Here is a 20,636-nt window from a genome sequence, read left to right as displayed (position 1 = left end):
TTTTGCTGAGGGGGGCTATGAGTGGCCAACCTGATCAGAGAGCAGTCGAAGATCGACGCCCAATGAGTTGGCGGCAGCATCCAGACGTCGCTGGAAAGGCGTTTCGAAAATAATCTGTTGATTGGCCTTGCAGGTGAGCCAGGCATTATCAGACAACTCTTTTTCAAGTTGACCGCCACCCCAGCCGGCATAGCCCAGGGCCACCAGTGAAGCATCAGGGCCTTCATCCCGGGCCATGGCGAACAGAATGTCTCTGGAAGTGGTTAGCGCAAGCCCATGACTGATTTCAAGACTGGAATCCCATCGATCGCTGCCAGAGTGGAGAACAAAGCCCCTTTCAATCGCCACCGGGCCGCCGGCATAAATGGTGTCGGGACTGAGGAAGCATTCGTCAGCATCGCTGATGCCTACCTGACTGAACACTTCACCCAGCGTCAGATCGGTCGGGCGATTAACGATGATTCCCAATGCGCCAGAGGGATTGTGTTCACAAACCAGAGTCAGAGTACCCGCAAAAGAAGTATCTGCCATGCGAGGCATAGCAATCAGGAAGTGGTTTTTGAGGCTTTGAAAGGTTTCACTGCTCATGGTGGGAGTATCAGGGCAAACGGTCCCGATGGCAAATAAAGTGCTCAATGAATATTCGCTCAAAAACGTTACTGGCTAAATAGTCTGTCACCTTTTTCAAAGCGCCAGGTACGAATGATCTCGACAATGTCGTAATCCCGTAAATCGTCAGTGAAGGGTGCGTAGGGAGAAGCTAACCTGACAATTCGGAGAGCCGCATCATCTAAAACGCTGTAACCCGAAGATTTTAAGATTTCGACACTGGACAGAGTGCCATCACGATTGATTGCCACCATCAGACGGAGCTCGCCGTACAGTTGTTGTTGGCGGGCTTTGGCAGGGTAGTTCAGGTTACCGATACGTTCGACCTTCTGTTTCCAGGCATTTTTGTAAGCGGCACCGGGCTCAAGCATGGTGGAGGCTGAGTACAGTCTTTTCACATTAGGGCGCCTGGCGTAGGCCTGGCGCTGGTCACTGAGTTGAGCTTCGAGGCTGGCAATCTCCTGACGCAGATCGATCTGTTTGCTGGGCTCAGCCTTTTTGGGTTGTTCATCTGTGGGCTGGTCAATAACGTCAGTGTCCTGAACTTTTTTTTCACTCTCAGCCCGAGTAACGACCTGAGATGTTTTCTTTGCTTGCGTTTCAGGTGCAGCAGCTTCCTGTGGCTGAAGCTCAACCTCGTTGATTTTGTTGTCCTGTATGTCGGCTTTTCGGTCGGTAGTGGGTGTGGCTTTTTTTTCAAGTGTGCCACTGCCCTGCTGATTCAGCTGGGCCAGGAAGTCGGCATCTTCCGGCTTTTTCTGGCTCTTGTAGGTCGCAAGGGTGACTTCAAGCGTTTTCGGAGGTGGAGCTTTGTCTTCAAGTCCAAAAGACAGACCGAGCACAATCACGGCATGAATAGCGGCTGCCATAAAAACGGTAAAGCCTAGGCGGTCGGCAGAAGAAACGGTCGTCATTGACGGAGTGGGCCTCTTGGGTAGTGCATCCTGAATCTTATAGTTGATCTCCCTGGGGCCTGGAAGGTTATCACAATACCTCACCAGCTACATAAGCATTGTCATCAATGAGCATAGGGTACGCAAGTACTGCTTGCGGGGTTTGGGGACATATTTCCAATGGCTATAGGTGTCAGGCCTACTTACTTGCCGTATGGTAACGAAAATTGTGTATTATTGAGGTCTGAGAAAGTTCGGTACACCCATCATTATCAAATTTACATTTAAAAATCTGGGGTATGTGGATCAGGGATCAATAGAGTTGGGAGATATGACTCTGATCTGTGGTCCAAATAATGTCGGCAAAACCTGGCTCAACTACGCTATGTATGGCTTGTTGAAAGATTACCCTTTTATAGCCTCGTTTAATCTTGAACCTGAGATTTTTAAGAATTTGAAGGAGCACGGAACTGCAAAGCTCTCGTTGACAGACTATGCGGGAAAGCTCGATCAGATTCTCAAGAACATGTCTGATCGTTTTAGCCACAATCTTGGGAAGTACTTCAACACGGATTCCGACCTGATGTCGAAAGCCAGGGTGGGTCTGAAGCTTGAAAACTATACGCTGGATTTGAGTGAAAATATCCATCGAGTAGTGAGATTGGGTAGAAAGGATGTGCTACTTGTCTCTAAAGAGGCAGGGGATAATACTCTTATTGTCACGCTTCAGGATACTGATTCAGATCTACCTGAGCCTGCCATTATTGATATTGTAGAGCGGGAGCTGGCCAGGACGCTTCTTGGTGCTTGCATATTGACACCTTTTGTACTGACTTCTGAAAGGACTGGTATTTCTCTTTTCTATAAAGAGCTGGATCTTAGTAAGAATATTCTGGTTGAGCATTTGTCCGATAGCAGCAAAAAGGGGATTAACCCATTCAGGTTGTTGAATAGTATGCGTTCCAGATATGCAGAACCTATTAAAGATAATATCGATATTATTCGTGATGCTGATAATATTGCGAAGAAAAAAAGTTTCCTTAAAGAAGATAAAGCAGGTAAATACAAGCCTGTTTTTGATGCGTTAAGAGAGATTATTGGTGGCGGTTTTAAAACTGTAAATGACCAGGTTCTTTATCAACCTGTTAAAGAGCGAAACAGGGATAAAACAGTTCTACCCATCTATCTGGCTTCTTCTTCGATTAAGTCACTGTTTTTGTTGGATCTGTATATCAATTCTATAGCTGAAAAAAACAGTGTTCTGATTATTGACGAGCCAGAGTTAAATCTTCATCCAGATAAGCAAAGGCAAATGGCCAAGTTGCTGGCAAGGTTAGTTAATGCTGGTATTAAAGTTGTTATGACTACCCATAGCGATTTTCTGGTGCGTGAAATAAATAACAGAATCATGCTTAATGTTGATTTCAAAGGGCGATCCCACCTCATGAAAGAACATAAGATGATCAAAGAAGATATATTACGGCCAGAACAGGTTAAGGCGTACACAGTACACTCTGATCATAAAGTTCATCAGTTGGAGGTCACTGAAGAGGGTATTGATACCGATGTTTTTGATCAAAAAATAGAGGATGCCAATGCATTGCAAGATGACATTTATTATCAGATGTATTGAATTCAGGGGCTTGGTTTTATGAGATCTGAATTTCTTGCTTTGCTTGCACCAGAGGTTATATTGCCCATAGTGGAAAGGTCAGGCATGCTTACAGTTACTGTTACTTGTTTAAAACCCTATCATGGTTATACTTGGGTAAAATATTAGGGGGAAAGTACCATGTCACTTATAGCTGTCAGGAAGTCCGGTGGAGCAAGTATCGTCAGTATACCCAAAGCCGTACTGAAAACCTTGGGGATAAAAGTAGGGTCAAGGCTGAATCTGTCCATTGAGGACAACAAGATTGTCTTGTCCCCCGTCGAAGAAGAGTTAACTCTTGAAGCTCTGCTTGAAGGAAGTCCGGCTGAACGTCTGGTCATAACAGACGAGGACAAAGAGTGGCTGGACATGCTGCCTGCTGGTAAGGAAATTTGATGTACATACCGGATCGGGGCGATATTATACTCATCAATTTTGAACCCAGTATTGGCAAGGAAATCATGAAAACCCGCCCTGGTTTTGTGCTTTCCCGGAGACTTCTTAACCAACATACGGGCCTCGCTATCATCGCTCCTATTACCAGTACCATTCGAGGCGTCAAACTGGAAGTGCTGTTAACCAAAACAATGACGACCCACGGGTCTATTCTGGTTCACCAGATGAAATCCATGGACTTTGAGTGCCGGGCTGCTCGTTTTGTAGAGAAATCGCCGGAATCAATCATCGATCAAGTAGACAAGATAGCCAAGTTAATTATCTCCTGAAAATTTATTAATCACTATCGATTGTTAGTCTTGCCAACAGAGTTGTCATTATAGTCAGGATGACTTTTCTATATCTTTTTAAAACATATTTATTGCTTATCCAAAGTGATAGGTATCTTGATTAACTTCCACGGAGGTAATTGATATGAATACTCAAGGATATTCAGCTGCCACTTATATTCATAGATTGGATAATATGATGATCGACCGAACACTCATTGATGGAATTAGTGGGTTCGAAGGTGGTGAGAAAAAAGCAATATTTTACTCGGAGCAAGCAAATAGAAATTACCATGTTTCTGTCCGCCCCAGTAATCATACATATAGATTTGTTGATGTCGATGTCACCGCTGAAACAGGCAGGAAAAATATTTTTAGCCGTATTATTGGTGCAGTTTTTGACGCATTTAAAAGGTTTGATGAAAATAAGATGAAAGTTTTTGGAACTCGTGCGCACCAGATGAAGAGTAAACTTGAAAATGATATTCTGAATAAGGCTATAGATACTGCTATTGATCGAACTAAAGATATTTATAATAAATCTGACGACGATAAAAAGATTATCGAAGACGGATTTAAAGCCGCAACTCAGTTTAATAAAAAATTTGGTATTATAGAGGTTGATAATGAAACTCGTTTTACCCTGGCAAAATCTCTTTTTAAAAAACATGGTGATTCGTCTTTGCTTCTTCAATTGTTTAAGGAAATTAAATCCAATGTCTTGTGGCTGGAAGAAAACCTTATGCGCCTTTTAGGAAACGAGGCCTGGTTGTATTACAACAAAATGGAATCCAGGCTTCTTAAAATCGAAGAAATATTGAATCGAAAAATTTATGTCAGGATCAAATGAATTGGACTGATTTAGATTGAAATGATTTTCGATGAACAGGGGGGTAAAAAAATCCCCCTCCTTTTTTTAACTCGTTTCCACGCTGGAGCATGAGAACGAGAAACCTTCTTCCCGGTGAATTTTACCCGTTGCAACCTTTGGTTTTTGACAGAAATATGCACTTATCCTGTTATTGGTCTACTTTGCGTGAACAGAAATAAAAAGTGTATGGACAAAATGTTGAAAAAAATACTTCCTGCGGTGCTTCTTTTGCTGCTCCCGATGTCCGTCGTTTGCGGGGCCGAGGAGCTGGTAAGTCATTTTGTTGTCGAGCTTGCAGAGGATCAGGATACAGATCGTTTTTTTTCTATTAAGCCTAACCTGAATTCATTGTCAGGCAGCTCATCAGGTATTGATGACACAAACGGCCTCACAGACTCGGGTTTACTGGCTGATTTCACACCTGGTGGGCTTAACGGTTACGGGTTAGCAGCCACCTTTACCGAGTCAATTTCATGGCAATTGTTTTACGCCACTCAACTGCTGGTCGCCTGCGGACTGGCTCTCACCATCCATGAAGCTCACCTGGGCTCCAAACCTTATTCGTGGCTAGCTGAAGAAGCACTTATCACCGTTGGCTGGCTTTTGAAAAGTTTTTGGGACCCTGATTCATTGTTGTTCAAGCCAACAGATCAACCGGAGGCAATTTCTATTTCGACACAGAGAGATCATCCGTTTGCGATCACCACCATGGTGCTGCCCGGGCAGTGTGAACAAAAAAATGACCCGGCAAACCAGCCATCAGCATCATCCGGTCAGCAGGCCTCAGGAACAACTAACCAACCTGGAGCTTCTTTCATCAGCCCTCTGGATTTCGGCTCTGGCGACGGTAACGGAGACCCTGAACAACAACACCAACATACTTACGGTTTAGATTGTTACGCTGGTTCCTGTCATGGTGTTTGTCAGTTACGACCGCCATCCGATGGCAGTGAGCTGGCTGAATCAGGCGATGATGAGTGCCCTATATGCCTTCAAAAGTTCACTGATTTGTATGTTGTTTCCTGTTGTTTGAAGAAAATTGACAAACACTGTTTGCGAAGGATATTTCAGACCACTCGGCGATCATTAATAAAAGCCTGCCCATTTTGCAGAGCAGACATGAGTTCTACAGCACAATTAGTGGATTTTGCAGAAAGCGAAGAGGTACAGCAGGACTTACCAGGTTCTTATAACGAGCCCCAGCCCCCTTTTACCATTTCCACACAGGCGGCTTATTTCGCTGCCACATCAATAGCAGGGGGGCACCTGACCTGTGGCTTGGCCACAATCAACGAAGATGGCATGGTGCGGCCATGCAGGGCGGTCTTCATGAATGCCTCAGCCCTGTTGGCTCACGCAAGACTAGATCACACCCAAGTGCGAACCTGCCCCGAGTGCCAGATGACCCTGCCAAGTGCTCAAGCTCTGAGGGAGCACAGGAGAAGAGATCACACCGAAGAGCAAACCTGCCCTGAGTGCCAGAAGATCCTGCTAAACGCTCAAGCCCTGAGGGAGCACAGGAGAAGAGATCACACCGGAGAGCAAACCTGCCCTGAGTGCCAGAAGATCCTGCCAGACCTTCAAGCCCTGTTGGCCCACAAAAGAAGAAAACACAGCAGGTAACCATTGGTCAGAGAGGGCGGCCAGATGCGGCCATACGAATATTTACCTGTTGCAACCTTTGCTTTTTGACAGAAATATGCACTTATTCTGTTGCTGGTCTACTTTGCGCGTACAGAAATAAAAAGTGTAGGGACGTAATGGTGAAAAAAACACTTCCTAAGGTGCTTCTTTTGCTGCTCCCGTTGTCCGTCGTTTGCGGGGCCGAGGAGTTGACAAGACGTTTTGTTGTCGAGCTTGCACAGGATCAGGTTACAGACCAGGTCTTTTCTATAAAGCCCAACCTGAATACGTTATTGGACAGCTCGTTAGACATTGACGACACAAACAGCTACACAGACCCGAGTTTACTGGCTGATGCCACATCAGGTGAACTTAACGGTTACGGGTTAGCAACAACCTGTATTGAGACGATTTCCTGGCAGTTGCTATACGCCACTCAACTGCTGGTTGCCTACGGACTGGCTCTGATCACCCATGAAGCCCCACCGGGCTCCAAACCTGATTCGCGGCTACCTGAAGAAGCACTCATCACCGTCGGCATGCTTTTAAAAAGCTATTGGAACCCTGAATCATTACTGTTCAACCCGGCAGATGAACCGGAGGCGGCATCTATTTCGACACAAGAGGATTATCCGTTTGCAATCACGACTATGGTACTTCCCGGAAAGAGTCAAAAAGAAAATGGCCAACAAAGCCAGGCGTCAGCATCCTCCGGTCAGCAGGCCTCAGGAAAAATCACCCGCCTTAGACGCTTTTTCGCCAAGCGCCTGTCTCGACGTCGCGACGGTAAAGAAGACCCTGAACAACCCCAACATACTTATGGTTTAGATTGTTACGTCGATTCCTGTAATGGCGTTTGTCGATTCCGGCCACCACCCTCTGGCGGAGAGATGGCGCAAGCCGTTGAGAATTGTCCCGTATGCCTGGACAAGCTTACTGATGTGATTGCAACTCCCTGTTGTTCGCAGAAAATTGACAAACACTGTTTACAAAAGGTAATTCTGAGCACTTCACAATGTTCCTGCCCACTTTGCAGAGGGAACCTGTCTTCATTAGCGCAATTACCGGATTTCAGATCATGCTCAGAGGTACAAAGGGACTACAACGAGCTCACGACTGTCAGCTCCTCACAAACGGACTCTTCCGTTAACACTACCCAGCATAATAGGCACAATTTGGGGCCTGCCTGTTTCGTCGATTCCTGTAATGGCGGAATTTGTCGACGCCTGCCACCATACCATCGGAGAAGGGTGGCTGAAGAAGTAGCTCGTCCCATTGCCCCAGCGATCTTTTTCGTTGGCACTACGCAGCATAATTTGCATACTTTGGGTTCTAACTGTCCCGTCTATCCCTGTTATGGCATTTGTCGACTCCTGCCACCATACCGTTTTGAAACAGAAGGTCGGGCCAGTTCCTCACAGAGGGCCTCTTTCGCTGCCATAACAAGAACATGCGGGCGACTAATCTGTCGTGTGACCAGAATCGACGAAGATGGCCAGCGGCAGTTATGCGGGCGGCTCTTCAGGAATGTCGTGGTCCTGGTGGCTCATAGAGAAGATCACGCTGGAGAGCGAACCTGCTCTGAGTGCGAGAAGCTAAGCGGGAGAACTCTTTGGGATCATGTAAGAAGAGATCACAGCAGGTAACGAGTGGTGGGAGAGGGTGGCCAGCCGTGGGAACGGGGTTTGCGACCCTCTCGTTTAATCACTGGACCAGCTTTTCCTCAATCTTGTCCATCAACCTGTCACCAATGCTAATACCAAACTGGTCGTCCAGCTGTCGTATACAGGTGGGTGAAGTGACATTGATTTCGGTCAGATATTCTCCGATAACATCCAACCCCACGAACAGCAGACCTTTCTCTTTCAATACTGGCGCCACCTGCTCTGCGATCCAGTAATCTTTTTCGGTCAGCTTCTGGCCCACACCACTGCCGCCCGCGGCAAGGTTGCCACGCAGTTCACCTTCAGCCGGGATACGTGCCAGAGCGTAAGGTACCGGTTCGCCGTCGATCAATAGAATGCGTTTGTCGCCTGCCTTGATCTCGGGAATGTATTTTTGGATCATGGACTGTTGTTGCCCATGTTGGGTCAGGGTTTCAACAATCACACTGAAGTTCTGATCATTCGGGTGAGTTCTGAAAATAGACGACCCTCCCATACCATCCAGCGGTTTGAGAACCACATCGCCGTGTTTTTCGGCAAAAGCTTTCAGGTGTCGTGCACTGCGGGCCACCATGACCGGGGGTGTACACTGGGGGAACAGGGTGGCAAACATTTTTTCGTTGCAGTCACGAATACTCTGGGGTTTGTTGACCACCAGTGTGCCAGCGGCCTCAGCCTGTTCAAGCAGATAGGTGCTGTAAATAAACTCCATGTCAAAAGGAGGATCTTTACGCATCAGAATCACGTTCAGAGTGCTCAGCGGCTGCTCTTCCCGATCTCCCAGAGAATAAAAGTCATCCGGATTGTAGCGGGCCTGCAAGGAGCGCATACTGCCATAGGCGACACCCTCTGACTGATACAGGTCTTCCTGCTGCATATAGAACAGCTCCCAGCCTTTTTTTTGTGCTGCGACCAGCATCGCCAGAGTACTGTCCTTTTTGTATTCGATGGACTTAATAGGGTCCATCACGACGCCGAGTTTTATAGTCATTGCAAGTCCGGGGCGATCAAAAACCGCAGTGTATCCTTAATTGAGTCCTTCATCTATTTTGCAGGTGCGGTCAGGCTCCCAGAGCCTCTCCCATCCTGATCTTCGATCCGGCTTCGAAGGATTCAAGCCAGTCAACCTGATCTTTGCCAAAGAGCACAATGGCAGTAGAGCCCATCTTGAATCGGCCCATCTCATCACCCCGTTTCAAGGAGACCTGTTCTGCCGAGTCTTCGCCGTACTCAAAGGTACGAACTTTTTTTCTGATGGGGGTCACCAGTCCGGCCCAGACGGTTTCAATACTGGCAACAATCATGGCACCGACCATGATAACAGCCATCGGTCCGCGCTCAGTATCAAAAATAGCCACGACACGTTCATTTCGGGCAAACAGGTTTGGAATGTTTTCAACAGTGCCCTGATTCACCGAAAACAAACGACCCGGAACGTGGATCATTTTTCGCAGAGTGCCACCGAAAGGTGAATGAACACGGTGGTAATCACGGGGAGAAAGGTAGATCGTGGCGAACTTTCCACCCATGAATTCCTGGCCCAGATCACTGTCCCCGCCCAGCAGTTCAATCAGGCTATAGTCGTGCCCTTTGGCCTGGAAAATCCTGCCATTTTCGATGTCGCCGAGCTGGCTGACTTCGCCGTCAGCGGGGCTGACGATCAGACTTTCGTCTTCAGGCAGGGGACGCAACCCCGGTTTCAGGGAACGGGTGAAGAAATCGTTAAAGTGAAGGTATTCTTCAGGGGTTTCGCGATCAGCCTCGCTCATATCAACATCATATTGTTTGATGATGCGGCGGATCAGCGCATTCTTGAACCTGGGGCAGGTGCTCTCAACAAAGCAGTATACCGCCCGTGAAATAAGGTGGTGCGGCAGAAAATATTGGATAAAGGCAAAAAATTGTTCTTTCACAGTCAGGACTCATCCTGTTTTTAAGAGTATTGGATTGTAATGGTGAGAGCAGGGGCTCACAAGTAGACGCTGAGTAGACAGAAACGGCACTGCTTAAGATTAAACAGTGCCATTATTCCTCAGGTTTCGACGGGGGTATCGGGCAGATTGCCCCACTCTGACCAGGAGCCATCGTAAGCTTTGATAGACAGGCCCAGAGACTTGCCCACCAGATAGGTAAAGCCCGAGCGATGATGGCTCTGACAATGGGTAATGACGTTTTTGTCCCGGGTAATGCCCAGCTGTTCAAGAATATCGGCGATGTCGTTGCGAATTCTGAGGTTACGGTCATGATCCATGGCCAGTGTCCATTCAAGGTTTACGGCACCCGGAATGTGCCCCCCTTTTTGTGAGAAGCGTTTTTCACCGCGATATTCATCAACTGATCGGGCATCCCAGATCACAGTGTTTGAGTCTTCCAGTGAATTCATGATGAGCTCTTTGTTGGCAATCACAGAGTCATCAATCTTCAGATCAACTTGTGTCGGTTCAGGGCGGTTAATGGTGCTTTCGGTGGGATGACCTTCTTTCAGCCAGACGTGTGCACCACCGTTCAGGTAGCTGTATTTCTTGTGTCCGATCACATCCAGCGTCCAGATGAAACGGCCTGCCCAGCCACCGCCTTCGTCATCATAAACAACAATGTGTTTGTTTTTGCTGTAGCCAATGTTGGAGAGCATCTGGTTCAGCTGTTTAACGGCAGGAAGTTTGCCCGCTGCCGGTTTTTCACCGGAAACCATGCTCTGTGGAGCAATGCTAAGGGCACCGGGAATATGGGAGTGGTTGTACAGTTGCGGGTTGCAAAGGTCTACTATCAGCAGGTCTTCGTGCCCCAGCAGAGGTTCCAGCTGATCAGCTTCAAGGATCAGTGGCAGATCGTCTATTGAGTTCATTGTACTTCTTCATTCATGGCTGATGAGAAAAAGGCGATAGCCTATGCTAACACGGACCCGTCAGAGGTCCAGAGAGTCGACAATCTGTTTATAGCTGAACATTCGTTCTTCCAGAATTTCGCCATCTTCCAGAGCCTGCTTCAAGGCACAACCCGGTTCCTTCTCATGTTGACAGTCTCGGAATCGGCAATGACCAAGGTAGGGTCTGAATTCCCTGAAACCTTCAAGAACCGACTGGGCATCAATATGCCAGAGGCCAAATTCCCGAATGCCGGGTGAGTCAATCAACATGCCACCTGCGGGGAAATGGAAGAGCTTTGCGGCAGTGGTTGTATGCATGCCTTTGCCGGTGGCTTCGGAAAGGTCACCGACACGGATATCAACACCGGGTAAGAGTGCATTAACCAGGGAGGACTTTCCCACACCACTCTGTCCAACAAAGACACTGACATGCTCATCAAGCAGAGCCTTGAGAGGCACCAGTCCATCTTCTGAGCGGGTAGAAGCCCGCAGGACCTGATAACCAATGTCTTCATAAACCGCCAGCATATCGTCCATCAGTTCCATGCCTTCTTCATCCAGCAGGTCGATTTTGTTCAGCAAAAGAACCGGTTCAATGCCAACCGTCTCGGCAGCAACCAGATAGCGGTCAATCAGATTGGTATGAGGAATGGGCACAGGCGCTATGACCAGCACGATATAGTCAATATTGGCGGCAACGGGTTTGATTCGACCATGGTTGTCAGGCCGGGTGAGCAGGCTGGTGCGATCTTCGAGGGCGACCACCACCCCGGTTTCGTCTTTCAGGGACGGACGCCATACCACCTGGTCTCCGGTGACCAGGGGTGGGAGGTTGGTCCGCAGGTGGCATCGACGAACAGCACCGGTTTGGCCCCATGGCTCGATATCCAGGGTTGCACCATAGTGGGCAATGATCAGACCTTGTTGTTCAGGCCCCAGGTTATCGTCCTGTATTTTTTGCTCAATAAGCTGTTCTCGCTTCCGGGCCCGGGCAATGCGTTCCTGCTGGACTTTCTCTATGCGCCATTTCTGTTTGCGCGTTAGTTTGCGCTTACTCATGGTTTACTCAAGGTTTTACCTGGTCTGCTGGATAGATTCTGGCTTTTCATGGCAATGGCCAGAAATAGCCTTTGTCTCGCTGATGCCCACATCTTTAAGTGGATAGACAGAAGGTGTCAATCGATACTGAGCTACAGAGCGGTCAGAAGGAAGCGAGTGTAGGTTTCACGGAGAGATTATGATCGGTTAGACTAAATAAGTCAGCCATGGCTTTCTTCATTTGCCGATATTTTTTGTGAAAATGTTACAGAATCGGTTTCAGGGCTATTTCAAACCTTTGAATTCAAGCCGTATTCATTGTTGGGCTGGCACATCTTTCTAAAGGAAATCGGGTGCTTGATGGCTAAAGCAGATAATCTTGTCTGGATCGACCTGGAAATGACGGGACTTGATCCCGAACACGACCAAATTCTGGAAATTGCGACCATTGTTACAGATGATCAGCTGAATTTTATTGCTGAAGGCCCCGTGATAGCGGTGCATCAAAGTGATGCAGTCCTTGCGAATATGAATGAGTGGTGTATCAAAACCCACGGTGAAACGGGGTTGACCCAAAGAGTCCGTGAAAGCCAGATCAGTCTGACTGAGGCCGAGCAAATGACTCTGGCCTTTCTCAGACAGTACTCCAAGGTCGGTGCATCACCCATGTGCGGGAACAGCATTGGTCAGGATCGCCGCTTTCTGAACTGCTACATGAAAGAACTTCATGAGTTTTTCCATTACCGTAATATTGATGTCAGTACGTTAAAAGAGCTGGCAAGAAGGTGGCAGCCTGAGCTGCTTGATCAATTTAGCAAAAAAGGCACTCATCTGGCGCTGGAAGATATTCGTGAATCCATAGAAGAACTCCGTTTCTACCGCCAACACTTTATTCAATCCTGATCAGTTAATCAGAACAGTGGCTCTTAACAGTGGCTCTCAAAAAGAGCGGCTGTTCTTTTTCGTTATTGCAGCAAAGACCTGATAGCTTCAGTCAGACATATTGGTTAAGCTGCCCACCTCGCCAAGTCTTCAGCCCGGTTCTGCTGAATGACGCCAACCGGGAATGTTTCATGAGTTTTGACTCGCTGGGGTTATCAGCTCCCATCCTCCAAGCTGTCACAGAGCAAGGTTATGATGCCCCTTCGCCTATTCAGTCTCAGGCTATCCCTGCCGTACTTGAAGGCCATGACGTCATGGCAGCGGCCCAGACAGGTACCGGTAAAACGGCAGGCTTTACGTTGCCCATACTGGAGAAGCTGGCAAAAGGACCTCGTGTCCAGGCCAATCAGGTGCGGGCGTTAATTCTGACGCCGACCCGTGAGCTGGCCGCTCAGGTAGCTGAAAGTGTGGAAACCTATAGTCGCCACCTTCCTCTTCGCTCAACCGTGGTATTTGGGGGCGTCAAGATCAATCCCCAGATGATGAAATTGAGAAGAGGCGTGGATGTGTTGGTGGCAACGCCAGGCAGGCTACTGGACCTGTTCAACCAGAATGCTGTGAAGTTCAAACAGCTGGAGGTGCTGGTGTTGGACGAAGCCGACCGTATGCTGGACATGGGCTTTATTCGTGATATTCGCAAGATTCTGGCAATCCTTCCCAAAAGCAGGCAGAGCTTACTGTTTTCAGCGACTTTCTCCGATGAGATTCGAAATCTGGCAAAAGGTCTGGTGCGTTCGCCGGTAGAGATTTCGGTCACACCGGGAAATGCCGCCGCTAAAACCGTAGACCAGTGTGTTTACCCTGTGGACAAAAACAAGAAAGCCGCACTGCTGACTCAGTTGATCACAGAGAATGACTGGCGTCAGGTGCTGGTATTTACCCGAACAAAACACGGTGCCAACCGGCTGACACGGCATCTTGAGGGCAAGGGGGTCCAGGCCGCAGCTATTCACGGCAACAAAAGCCAGAATGTCCGGACAAAAGCACTGGCTGAGTTCAAAAGCGGTGAAATTCGGGTTCTGGTAGCCACTGATATTGCTGCACGTGGGCTGGATATTGATCAGTTGCCGCAGGTTGTTAACTTTGATCTTCCCAACGTTGCCGAAGACTATGTTCATCGGATCGGCAGAACAGGCAGGGCCGGTGCGACCGGACAGGCAGTGTCTCTGGTGTGTGCTGATGAATTCAAACAACTGGTGGCAATTGAGAGGTTAACCCGTCAGCTGATTGATCGACAGGAAATTCCGGGGTTCAAGCCTGTGAATGCACTGCCAGAATCCAGACTGGATACCCGCCCTCCCAGGCGCAAAAAACCCAAAAAGCCAAAAAAACCCAGAGTAGAGCATCAGGATGGGCAGCGCTCGGGGGAGGTTTCCAGGGGCCATAAACCCAATACATCTGTCAGACGTAAGCAAAGGGACACCAAAGAGGCACCCGGAAAGCCAAGGTGAAGAACACCAGGTTCCAGGGCCGTTTAAATCTTTGGTGAATCCCTTCAAACAGGTGACTGGGAAATATGCTGGTGACGTATCAGCCACTGTCCGGAATGATTTTCCAGAAAAATAGTGACCCTGATATGAGCACCTTCGGAACCTTTCACGGGTAGCATCATGCAGAGACAGGCTGCTTCGCCATAGTGATAGACAACCGGTTCTGCTGCAAATTCTGCTGAGAAAGATTCACCGGCATTAAAATAATCTGTGAACCGCTGTCTCAATGCTTCCCGTTCATTCAAATTGACATGCAGTCCGAAGCTGTGGGGCTCGTCGTCTGTGACAAACAGCGACATGATGCCACGGACGTCTTTAGTCTGAATGTAATGGTCGTATTGTTTGACAATATGAAGAAAGGGCGTGAGTGAATCACCCGATAACTTGACAGACATGATCAATAACCTCGGGAATCTGCGTCTCAGTAGCTCCTAAGGGTAGTCCATGCACAGATTTAATCTTGAGCATTTGGGTTGTGTTGTTTAAGTGCCCATTGCACATGTTCTTTTACCAGTTCCGAGGGGTAGTTCTGGCGCTGATGAAGTGCTGACATGACTTTATCCGTTGTGGGGGCGTTGCCTAAACCTACTGCCAGATTCCGTAACCAGCATTCAAAGCCCGCACGTCGGATCGGTGAGCCTGCGGTGCGCTCCAGAAATTCTTCTTCTGTCCACAGAAAAAGATCCGCCAGATCACTGTTATCCAGATGGTGACGAGGCTGAAAGTCAGTTTCCTGTGTGTGTCTGGCAAATCGATTCCAGGGGCAGGTAAGCTGACAGTCATCACAGCCAAAAATTCGGTTACCCATTTTGCTGCGAAGCTCTTCGGGTATGGGGCCACTGTTTTCAATAGTCAGATAGGAAATGCACTTTCTGGCATCCACTTTGTAGGGCTCGACAATCGCCTGGGTAGGGCAAACATCCATGCAGGCGGTGCAGCGGCCGCAATGGTTCTTCTCATAAGGTTCGTCCGTGGGCAGAGGTAAATTAGTAAAGAGTTCTCCCAGGAAAAAGAAAGAACCTGCCTTACGGTTGATAATCAGTGAGTGTTTGCCCATCCAGCCCAGACCCGCCTGCTGGGCGAGAGGTCTTTCCATCACGGGAGCACTGTCAACAAATGCCCTATAACCGTGGTTCGGGGCCACTGCTTCTATTTTCTTTCCGAGTTGGGTTAAGCGTTTGCGAATCAGCTTGTGGTAATCACGTCCCAGGGCATAACGGGAAACATAGGCTTTTTCCGGTTCATTAAGAATCTTGATGGTTTCGGTTTCTGCGGGCAGATAATCCATTCTGGCGGAGATAACCCGGATGACACCTTCATGAAGCTTTTCAGGATGGCACCTGAGCTCCTTGTGTCGCTCCATGTACGCCAGATCACCGTGGAGTCCCTGATCCAGCCACTGCTGAAACTGTTTTTTGTCCCGCTCCGGGATTCGGGCTTCTGTAATACCCACATGCTGGAAGCCTAAATGTCTGGCCCAAAGACGAATATCGTCAGCCAGCTTTTGATAATCAGGGCTTTCAGAAGAGTCGTTGGAGATAGACACGTTGATCAGTTGCTGCCAGGAAAAAATCTGAGATTGTAGACGAGCATTCTAACACACCCCTTGTCGAGAATAATGGTAAACCCGCAAAAGCGTAATCCTGAGCTACTTCTTAGACGGAATCGAAGCTGTTTAGCTGTCGATATTAAGGTAATCTATCAAGGTAGGAGTGAGTGCTTATGTACGATAGCGATCAAATTGGCATCTTTGACCGGCTCTATGCTGCAGAACAAGTTCGCCGGCTTGATGATGTAGCAATCAATGATTTTCAGATCAATGGCTTTGAGCTGATGAGCCGGGCTGCCCGTGCGGCTTTTCGCTCTCTGATGAACCATTGGCCAGACCTTCTTCTTGGCAATCGGCTTCAGGTCTTCTGCGGTGGCGGGAATAATGGTGGCGATGGTTATCTGGTGGCCATGCTGGCGGCTAAGCGGGGGATTTCGGTTTCAGTGAATTTCCTCTCTTCTCCGGAAAAACTGTCAGGAGATGCCCTGTCAGCCTATAAAGCCTGTATCGCAGAGGGTGTTGATGTTGAACCTTATACACCCCAGACGCTACTGTCCGGTGACGTATTCGTCGATGCCCTGCTGGGAACGGGGCTGGGAAGAGACGTTGAGGGTCGCTATCGAGACGTTGTCATTCGCATCAATGAATCGGGTCGACCTGTTCTTGCTGTTGATATTCCATCCGGTCTTTGTGCTGACAAAGGCATCGCTATGGGCGTTGCCATAAAGGCAGATGTAACGGTGACATTCATAGGTATGAAGCTGGGGTTGCTTTCAGGCAGGGGAAAAGAGCTGTCCGGGCAGGTTGAGTTTGCTGATCTGGGTGTGCCGGGGGAGGTTTATGAAGCCGTGCCGAATGAAGCTCTGAGGTTGTCAGAAAACAGACTGAGTCGCTGGCTTCAGCCCAGAGCCAGAGATTTACATAAAGGCGACAATGGACATGTTATGGTGGTGGCCGGGAATCATGGTATGCCCGGTGCTGCCATTATGTCGGCAGAAGCTGCATTATATTGTGGTGCCGGTCGGGTCACAGTGGCTACCCGTCAGGAACATCTTTTGGCTCTGGCATCCCGGCGTCCCGAGTTGATGGCCTCAGCCGTTTCGGGTGCAGAAGATCTTCGCGTGCTCCTGGAAGGGAAAAATCTGCTGGTTGTGGGACCCGGTCTGGGAAAAGATTCATGGGCCCGCGAGCTCCTTGCTGAAGTGCTGAAAGCTGAGTGTCCTGTGGTAATTGATGCCGATGGGCTCAATATCATTTCGGAAGATCCGGCGTTGCTTAAACGTCGAAAGTACCCGATGATTCTCACACCCCATTCCGGCGAAGCGGCGAGACTGCTGGAAACTCAAACTTCAACCATTAATGGCGACCGGGTTAAAGCTGCAAAAGAACTCTTTAACCGTTTCGGTGCAGTGGTCGTGTTAAAGGGGGCCGGCACGCTTGTATACGACGGAAAAATCCTGAATCTGTGCCCGGATGGTAATCCGGGTATGGCTGTGGCGGGTATGGGGGATGTACTCAGCGGTGTCATTGCCGCACTGGCAGCTCAGGGTTTAGAGACCCATGATGCAGCAGCTTTGGGGGTCTGGCTGCATGCGACAGGTGCAGACCATCTGGCGGGGCTACAGGGTGAAAGAGGGATGCTGGCACTGGAAACTCTCCCTCACATAAGAAGTCAGCTGAATAAAATATCAAAACAACCTTGAGTTTCAGTGACAGCTTTGGCTATGGACAAAACAAATGATGAACGGGTGCCCCTGCCCGTTCCCGTAAAGATAATAGTGAGTGTATGGAAGGCAGGATTGAGCTGCTGATTGATAATGAGCAGGAAATGGTTCAGCTTGGCAACAAGCTGGCTGAAGTAAGCAGTGGTCATGCCGTCATTTATCTGGTCGGAAACCTGGGAGCCGGAAAAACCACTTTATGCCGGGGTATTCTGCATAGCCTTGGTCATCAGGGGGCGGTGAAAAGCCCGACTTATACCCTGGTGGAGCCCTACTCAGTTGACGGTCAGCAGGTCTATCATTTTGACCTTTATCGACTGGCTGATCCTGAAGAGCTTGAGTTCATCGGGGGGCGGGATTATTTTGAAGAAGACTGTCTGTGTCTGATCGAGTGGCCCTGCAAAGGTGAGGGAGCTCTGCCGGATGCCGATCTGGAAGTACAACTGGATTACAACCTGCCCGGACGCAAGGCTCTCATCAAAGCGGGAACCGAACGTGGGCTGGGTATGTTGAGAAAACTGCAGGGACGGCAGGAGGGAGAATGTCGTCGAGGATAAGGAAGTTCTTTTTTGCTGCTCTGTTGCTATTGCCTCTGCCATTGTTTGCAGCCCAGGTTGACGATGTCCGTGTCTGGCGATCGCCTGATAAGACCCGTCTGGTATTTGATGTCTCCAGTGAAGTCGCTCACTCGCAATTTTTTCTGGACAACCCCCGAAGACTGGTGGTGGATATTCGTGGCACCCGGAAGCCCAAAAGTTCAGTCAATCCCCGTCTTGGCTCGACCCCTATCAGCAAGATTCGTTATGGGGTTCGAAACAAGAAAGATTTGCGGATTGTTCTGGATCTGAGAAATAAGGTCACCAGTAAAAGCTTCCTGCTTAAACCCAATGCCACATACGGCTATCGTCTGGTGGTAGATCTCTTTGATGATCGGACAAAAACAGCAGAACCGGTCAAAGAGCCCATTAAAACATCTTCCAAAAGAGATATTGTTGTGGCGATTGATGCCGGCCACGGTGGCGAAGATCCGGGCGCACTGGCCTATGGAGGAGGGCATGAAAAGGTCGTCACGCTGAACATTTCCAAAGACCTCGCCGCTCTGTTGAACAAAGAACCCGGCTTCAAGCCTGTTCTGGTAAGAACCGGAGACTACTATATCCCCCTGCGTGAACGTGCCGCTATTGCTCGTAAAGCAGGAGCTGATCTGTTCATTTCCATCCATGCTGACGCTTTTACAGATCCTCGAGCGAATGGTGCCTCGGTGTATGCCCTGTCCAGGGGGGGAGCAACATCAGAGACTGCCCGCTGGCTGGCTCACAGAGCAAACTCGTCAGATCTGATTGGCGGTGAAGGGGGCATATCCCTGAGTGACAAAGACGATATTCTGGCGGGTGTTTTGTTGGATTTGTCCATGACCTCAACACTGTCTTCGAGTCTGGAAGTCGGTGACAAGGTGCTGAAGAATATCGGTACGATCAACAGGCTGCATAAAGAACAGGTGGAGCAAGCTGCTTTTGCTGTTCTGAAGTCTCCCGACATTCCCTCTATTCTGGTGGAAACAGGCTTTATCTCCAATCCCAAAGAAGGGCGTAAACTGAAAACCCGAAGCCATCAACGTGCTATGGCCCGACAGATATTCAAAGGCGTGAAAGGCTACTTTGTTGAGAAGCCACCGCCCGGCACTCTGATCTCCAGGCTCAAGACTGAGGGTAAAATAGATACTCGTCCAGACCAGTATGTGATCCAGGCCGGTGATACCCTGTCAGAGATTGCCAGTCGCTTTGATATCAGTCTGAGCTCTTTGAAAACAGCCAATAATATCAGCCGGTCAGACAGGATCAGAACCGGACAGATGTTGGTGATTCCCAACTAAAAGACACCTGAAGATACCGTCAGTAATGCTGACAGGCTGGTCAGTCTGTTCCCGGGTTTTTTCCTGTAAAGTGCCATTGTGTGGAAAATCCAGGGAGGATCCGGTTATGCATCTGAGGGCTTCAGTTAACTTATTACCCACCCAGCTAAACCAGGCATCAACCGATGAGCTGTCGGCTTATGGTTGTCAGGACAACCCTCTCAATGAGAATAACCGGGTCAACCGGTCCGGACATCGGATTTTCAGCGATACCTTCACCAGGCTCGATAGCCGGACCATTGCACAGTTTGAAAGTCTGACGCTTTCTTCCCCTGACCTTGAAGAGCCTGAAGACGATCTGTCAGATTTACTGCAATCCTATGAGGTGATTTCAGAGTACCCTGAGATAGATTCAGCCCTCAGGATCATATCTGGACTGGCTGTCCCATCTTCAGCCCGGCCTGTTTCTGTCATGTCTGAACATCACTTGGTTTTAAGGCCGCGTTTATTAGTACCTGAGCAGGTCTGGAAGCAGAAAGAAATACAAAAGGAACCTGAAGCTCAGAAACAACAGGGCAGTTTGGCAGAAGAGACGGAAACCCCGGCAGAGCAGACAACAGAACAAAGAGAGCCGAAAGAAACTCCGGTGATTGATGTGCTGACCGGCCTGCCCGCAGAAGAGCTTGAAAATAAAGTCTGGGAGTTTCTGGTCAAAGTTGTCGGTATTGCCTCCCCCGCAGGCAAAACAATTAAGGGGGCCGCAACCCTTGTCGTCTCAAAGGAGAAAATAGAGAAGCTTCAGACAGGGCTTAAGAATATCCTGAAAGGTCAGGTTCATTATGAAGTCAGTGAAAACATAGGACGTCGTATGCTTCAGCTGTCAAAGGTTTGTGGTTCTACCAGTCCATCACTGCCAGTACTGACTCTGTTGGGGTACACCATTCCGGGCTACCGGATTGTACCGGCCATGCTGACACTCTGGCGACTCAAGGATTTCAAGGATGAGATGGCTGCGTTGTACTACGACCAGAATGCCATGCCTGCGTTGACGGACTTTACCTTGAGCTGGATGCCAGCTTTATTATCCAGTCTCTTCTAACGACTTGGCAAAAGTCGATAGAGGCTGATAGTCTTTCTGGCAA

The 20,636-nt window shown here is 48.8% G+C and carries 20 protein-coding genes; 12 read left to right on the top strand and 8 right to left on the bottom strand.

Going from position 1 to position 20,636, the window contains the following annotated elements; translation table 11 throughout:
• Nucleotides 1–15 precede the first annotated feature (15 nt).
• Both ACOJUN_RS05825 and ACOJUN_RS05820 read right to left on the bottom strand, forming a co-directional pair.
• On the bottom strand, nt 16–636 hold the full coding sequence (locus ACOJUN_RS05825) for a YqgE/AlgH family protein (RefSeq protein WP_422135724.1): 621 nt from the start codon (nt 634–636) through the stop codon (nt 16–18).
• Between the two features lie 20 nt (nt 637–656).
• Complete coding sequence (locus tag ACOJUN_RS05820) at nt 657–1,523, bottom strand: energy transducer TonB (protein ID WP_422135723.1); 867 nt, start codon at nt 1,521–1,523, stop codon at nt 657–659.
• A 223-nt stretch (nt 1,524–1,746) separates the two neighbouring features.
• On the opposite strand from ACOJUN_RS05820, the gene ACOJUN_RS05815 reads away from it, so the two are divergent.
• The 6 genes from ACOJUN_RS05815 (at nt 1,747) to ACOJUN_RS05790 (ending at nt 8,018) form a co-directional block, all read left to right on the top strand.
• Nucleotides 1,747–3,135 carry an AAA family ATPase gene (locus tag ACOJUN_RS05815; protein WP_422137044.1) on the top strand — a complete coding sequence of 463 codons (1,389 nt, stop codon included), beginning with the start codon at nt 1,747–1,749 and terminating at the stop codon, nt 3,133–3,135.
• A gap of 159 nt (nt 3,136–3,294) precedes the next feature.
• A complete protein-coding gene (locus ACOJUN_RS05810) occupies nt 3,295–3,549 on the top strand; it encodes an AbrB/MazE/SpoVT family DNA-binding domain-containing protein (protein WP_422135722.1) in 255 nt (84 codons plus the stop codon).
• A complete protein-coding gene (locus ACOJUN_RS05805) occupies nt 3,549–3,878 on the top strand; it encodes a type II toxin-antitoxin system PemK/MazF family toxin (RefSeq protein WP_422135721.1) in 330 nt (109 codons plus the stop codon). Before ACOJUN_RS05810 ends, ACOJUN_RS05805 begins: the two co-directional genes overlap by 1 nt.
• Before the next feature lie 145 nt (nt 3,879–4,023).
• Nucleotides 4,024–4,728: a hypothetical protein gene (locus ACOJUN_RS05800; RefSeq protein ID WP_422135720.1), complete on the top strand. Its 705-nt coding sequence runs from the start codon at nt 4,024–4,026 to the stop codon at nt 4,726–4,728.
• 216 nt (nt 4,729–4,944) lie between these two features.
• Nucleotides 4,945–6,372: a C2H2-type zinc finger protein gene (locus tag ACOJUN_RS05795; protein ID WP_422135719.1), complete on the top strand. Its 1,428-nt coding sequence runs from the start codon at nt 4,945–4,947 to the stop codon at nt 6,370–6,372.
• Between the two features lie 170 nt (nt 6,373–6,542).
• Entirely contained in the window at nt 6,543–8,018 is a 1,476-nt protein-coding gene (locus tag ACOJUN_RS05790) for a hypothetical protein (protein WP_422135718.1), read from the top strand.
• Between the two features lie 58 nt (nt 8,019–8,076).
• On the opposite strand, the gene gshB is transcribed toward ACOJUN_RS05790, so the two are convergent.
• From gshB to rsgA, 4 genes are all read right to left on the bottom strand, one after another.
• Nucleotides 8,077–9,027 carry a glutathione synthase gene (gene gshB / locus ACOJUN_RS05785; RefSeq protein ID WP_422135717.1) on the bottom strand — a complete coding sequence of 317 codons (951 nt, stop codon included), beginning with the start codon at nt 9,025–9,027 and terminating at the stop codon, nt 8,077–8,079.
• A 70-nt stretch (nt 9,028–9,097) separates the two neighbouring features.
• Nucleotides 9,098–9,949, bottom strand: a complete 852-nt coding sequence (asd, locus tag ACOJUN_RS05780) for an archaetidylserine decarboxylase (RefSeq protein WP_422135716.1) — start codon at nt 9,947–9,949, stop codon at nt 9,098–9,100.
• Between the two features lie 119 nt (nt 9,950–10,068).
• Nucleotides 10,069–10,881, bottom strand: coding sequence for a sulfurtransferase (locus ACOJUN_RS05775; RefSeq protein ID WP_422135715.1), 813 nt, complete (start codon nt 10,879–10,881; stop codon nt 10,069–10,071).
• Nucleotides 10,882–10,941: 60 nt separating this feature from the next.
• Nucleotides 10,942–11,961, bottom strand: coding sequence for a small ribosomal subunit biogenesis GTPase RsgA (rsgA, locus tag ACOJUN_RS05770; RefSeq protein WP_422135714.1), 1,020 nt, complete (start codon nt 11,959–11,961; stop codon nt 10,942–10,944).
• A 339-nt stretch (nt 11,962–12,300) separates the two neighbouring features.
• Here rsgA and orn point away from each other — a divergent pair, with 339 nt between their 5' ends.
• Nucleotides 12,301–12,843 (top strand): oligoribonuclease, encoded by a 543-nt coding sequence (gene orn, locus ACOJUN_RS05765; protein WP_422135713.1) that lies wholly within the window; start codon nt 12,301–12,303, stop codon nt 12,841–12,843.
• 170 nt (nt 12,844–13,013) lie between these two features.
• Nucleotides 13,014–14,333, top strand: coding sequence for a DEAD/DEAH box helicase (locus ACOJUN_RS05760; protein ID WP_422135712.1), 1,320 nt, complete (start codon nt 13,014–13,016; stop codon nt 14,331–14,333).
• A gap of 44 nt (nt 14,334–14,377) precedes the next feature.
• Here ACOJUN_RS05760 and ACOJUN_RS05755 read toward each other — a convergent pair whose 3' ends face one another.
• A complete protein-coding gene (locus ACOJUN_RS05755; protein WP_422135711.1) occupies nt 14,378–14,767 on the bottom strand; it encodes a nuclear transport factor 2 family protein in 390 nt (129 codons plus the stop codon).
• A 59-nt stretch (nt 14,768–14,826) separates the two neighbouring features.
• Nucleotides 14,827–15,918: a tRNA epoxyqueuosine(34) reductase QueG gene (gene queG, locus ACOJUN_RS05750; RefSeq protein WP_422135710.1), complete on the bottom strand. Its 1,092-nt coding sequence runs from the start codon at nt 15,916–15,918 to the stop codon at nt 14,827–14,829.
• A 176-nt stretch (nt 15,919–16,094) separates the two neighbouring features.
• Between queG and ACOJUN_RS05745 the strand changes: the two genes are divergently transcribed.
• The 4 genes from ACOJUN_RS05745 to ACOJUN_RS05730 all read left to right on the top strand — a co-directional run bounded on the left by ACOJUN_RS05745 (nt 16,095) and on the right by ACOJUN_RS05730 (nt 20,593).
• Nucleotides 16,095–17,624: an NAD(P)H-hydrate dehydratase gene (locus ACOJUN_RS05745; protein WP_422135709.1), complete on the top strand. Its 1,530-nt coding sequence runs from the start codon at nt 16,095–16,097 to the stop codon at nt 17,622–17,624.
• Nucleotides 17,625–17,707: 83 nt separating this feature from the next.
• Nucleotides 17,708–18,199: a tRNA (adenosine(37)-N6)-threonylcarbamoyltransferase complex ATPase subunit type 1 TsaE gene (tsaE, locus tag ACOJUN_RS05740; protein ID WP_422135708.1), complete on the top strand. Its 492-nt coding sequence runs from the start codon at nt 17,708–17,710 to the stop codon at nt 18,197–18,199.
• Nucleotides 18,184–19,515: an N-acetylmuramoyl-L-alanine amidase gene (locus ACOJUN_RS05735; protein WP_422135707.1), complete on the top strand. Its 1,332-nt coding sequence runs from the start codon at nt 18,184–18,186 to the stop codon at nt 19,513–19,515. The genes tsaE and ACOJUN_RS05735 overlap by 16 nt, the downstream gene beginning before the upstream one ends.
• 106 nt (nt 19,516–19,621) lie before the next feature.
• Complete coding sequence (locus tag ACOJUN_RS05730) at nt 19,622–20,593, top strand: hypothetical protein (RefSeq protein WP_422135706.1); 972 nt, start codon at nt 19,622–19,624, stop codon at nt 20,591–20,593.
• Nucleotides 20,594–20,636: the final 43 nt, after the last annotated feature.

It is taken from the genome of Endozoicomonas sp. ALD040 (genome assembly GCF_049275945.1).
In the GTDB taxonomy this organism is placed as follows: Bacteria; Pseudomonadota; Gammaproteobacteria; order Pseudomonadales; family Endozoicomonadaceae; genus Endozoicomonas_A.
This window is presented reverse-complemented; position numbering and strand designations above follow the sequence as displayed.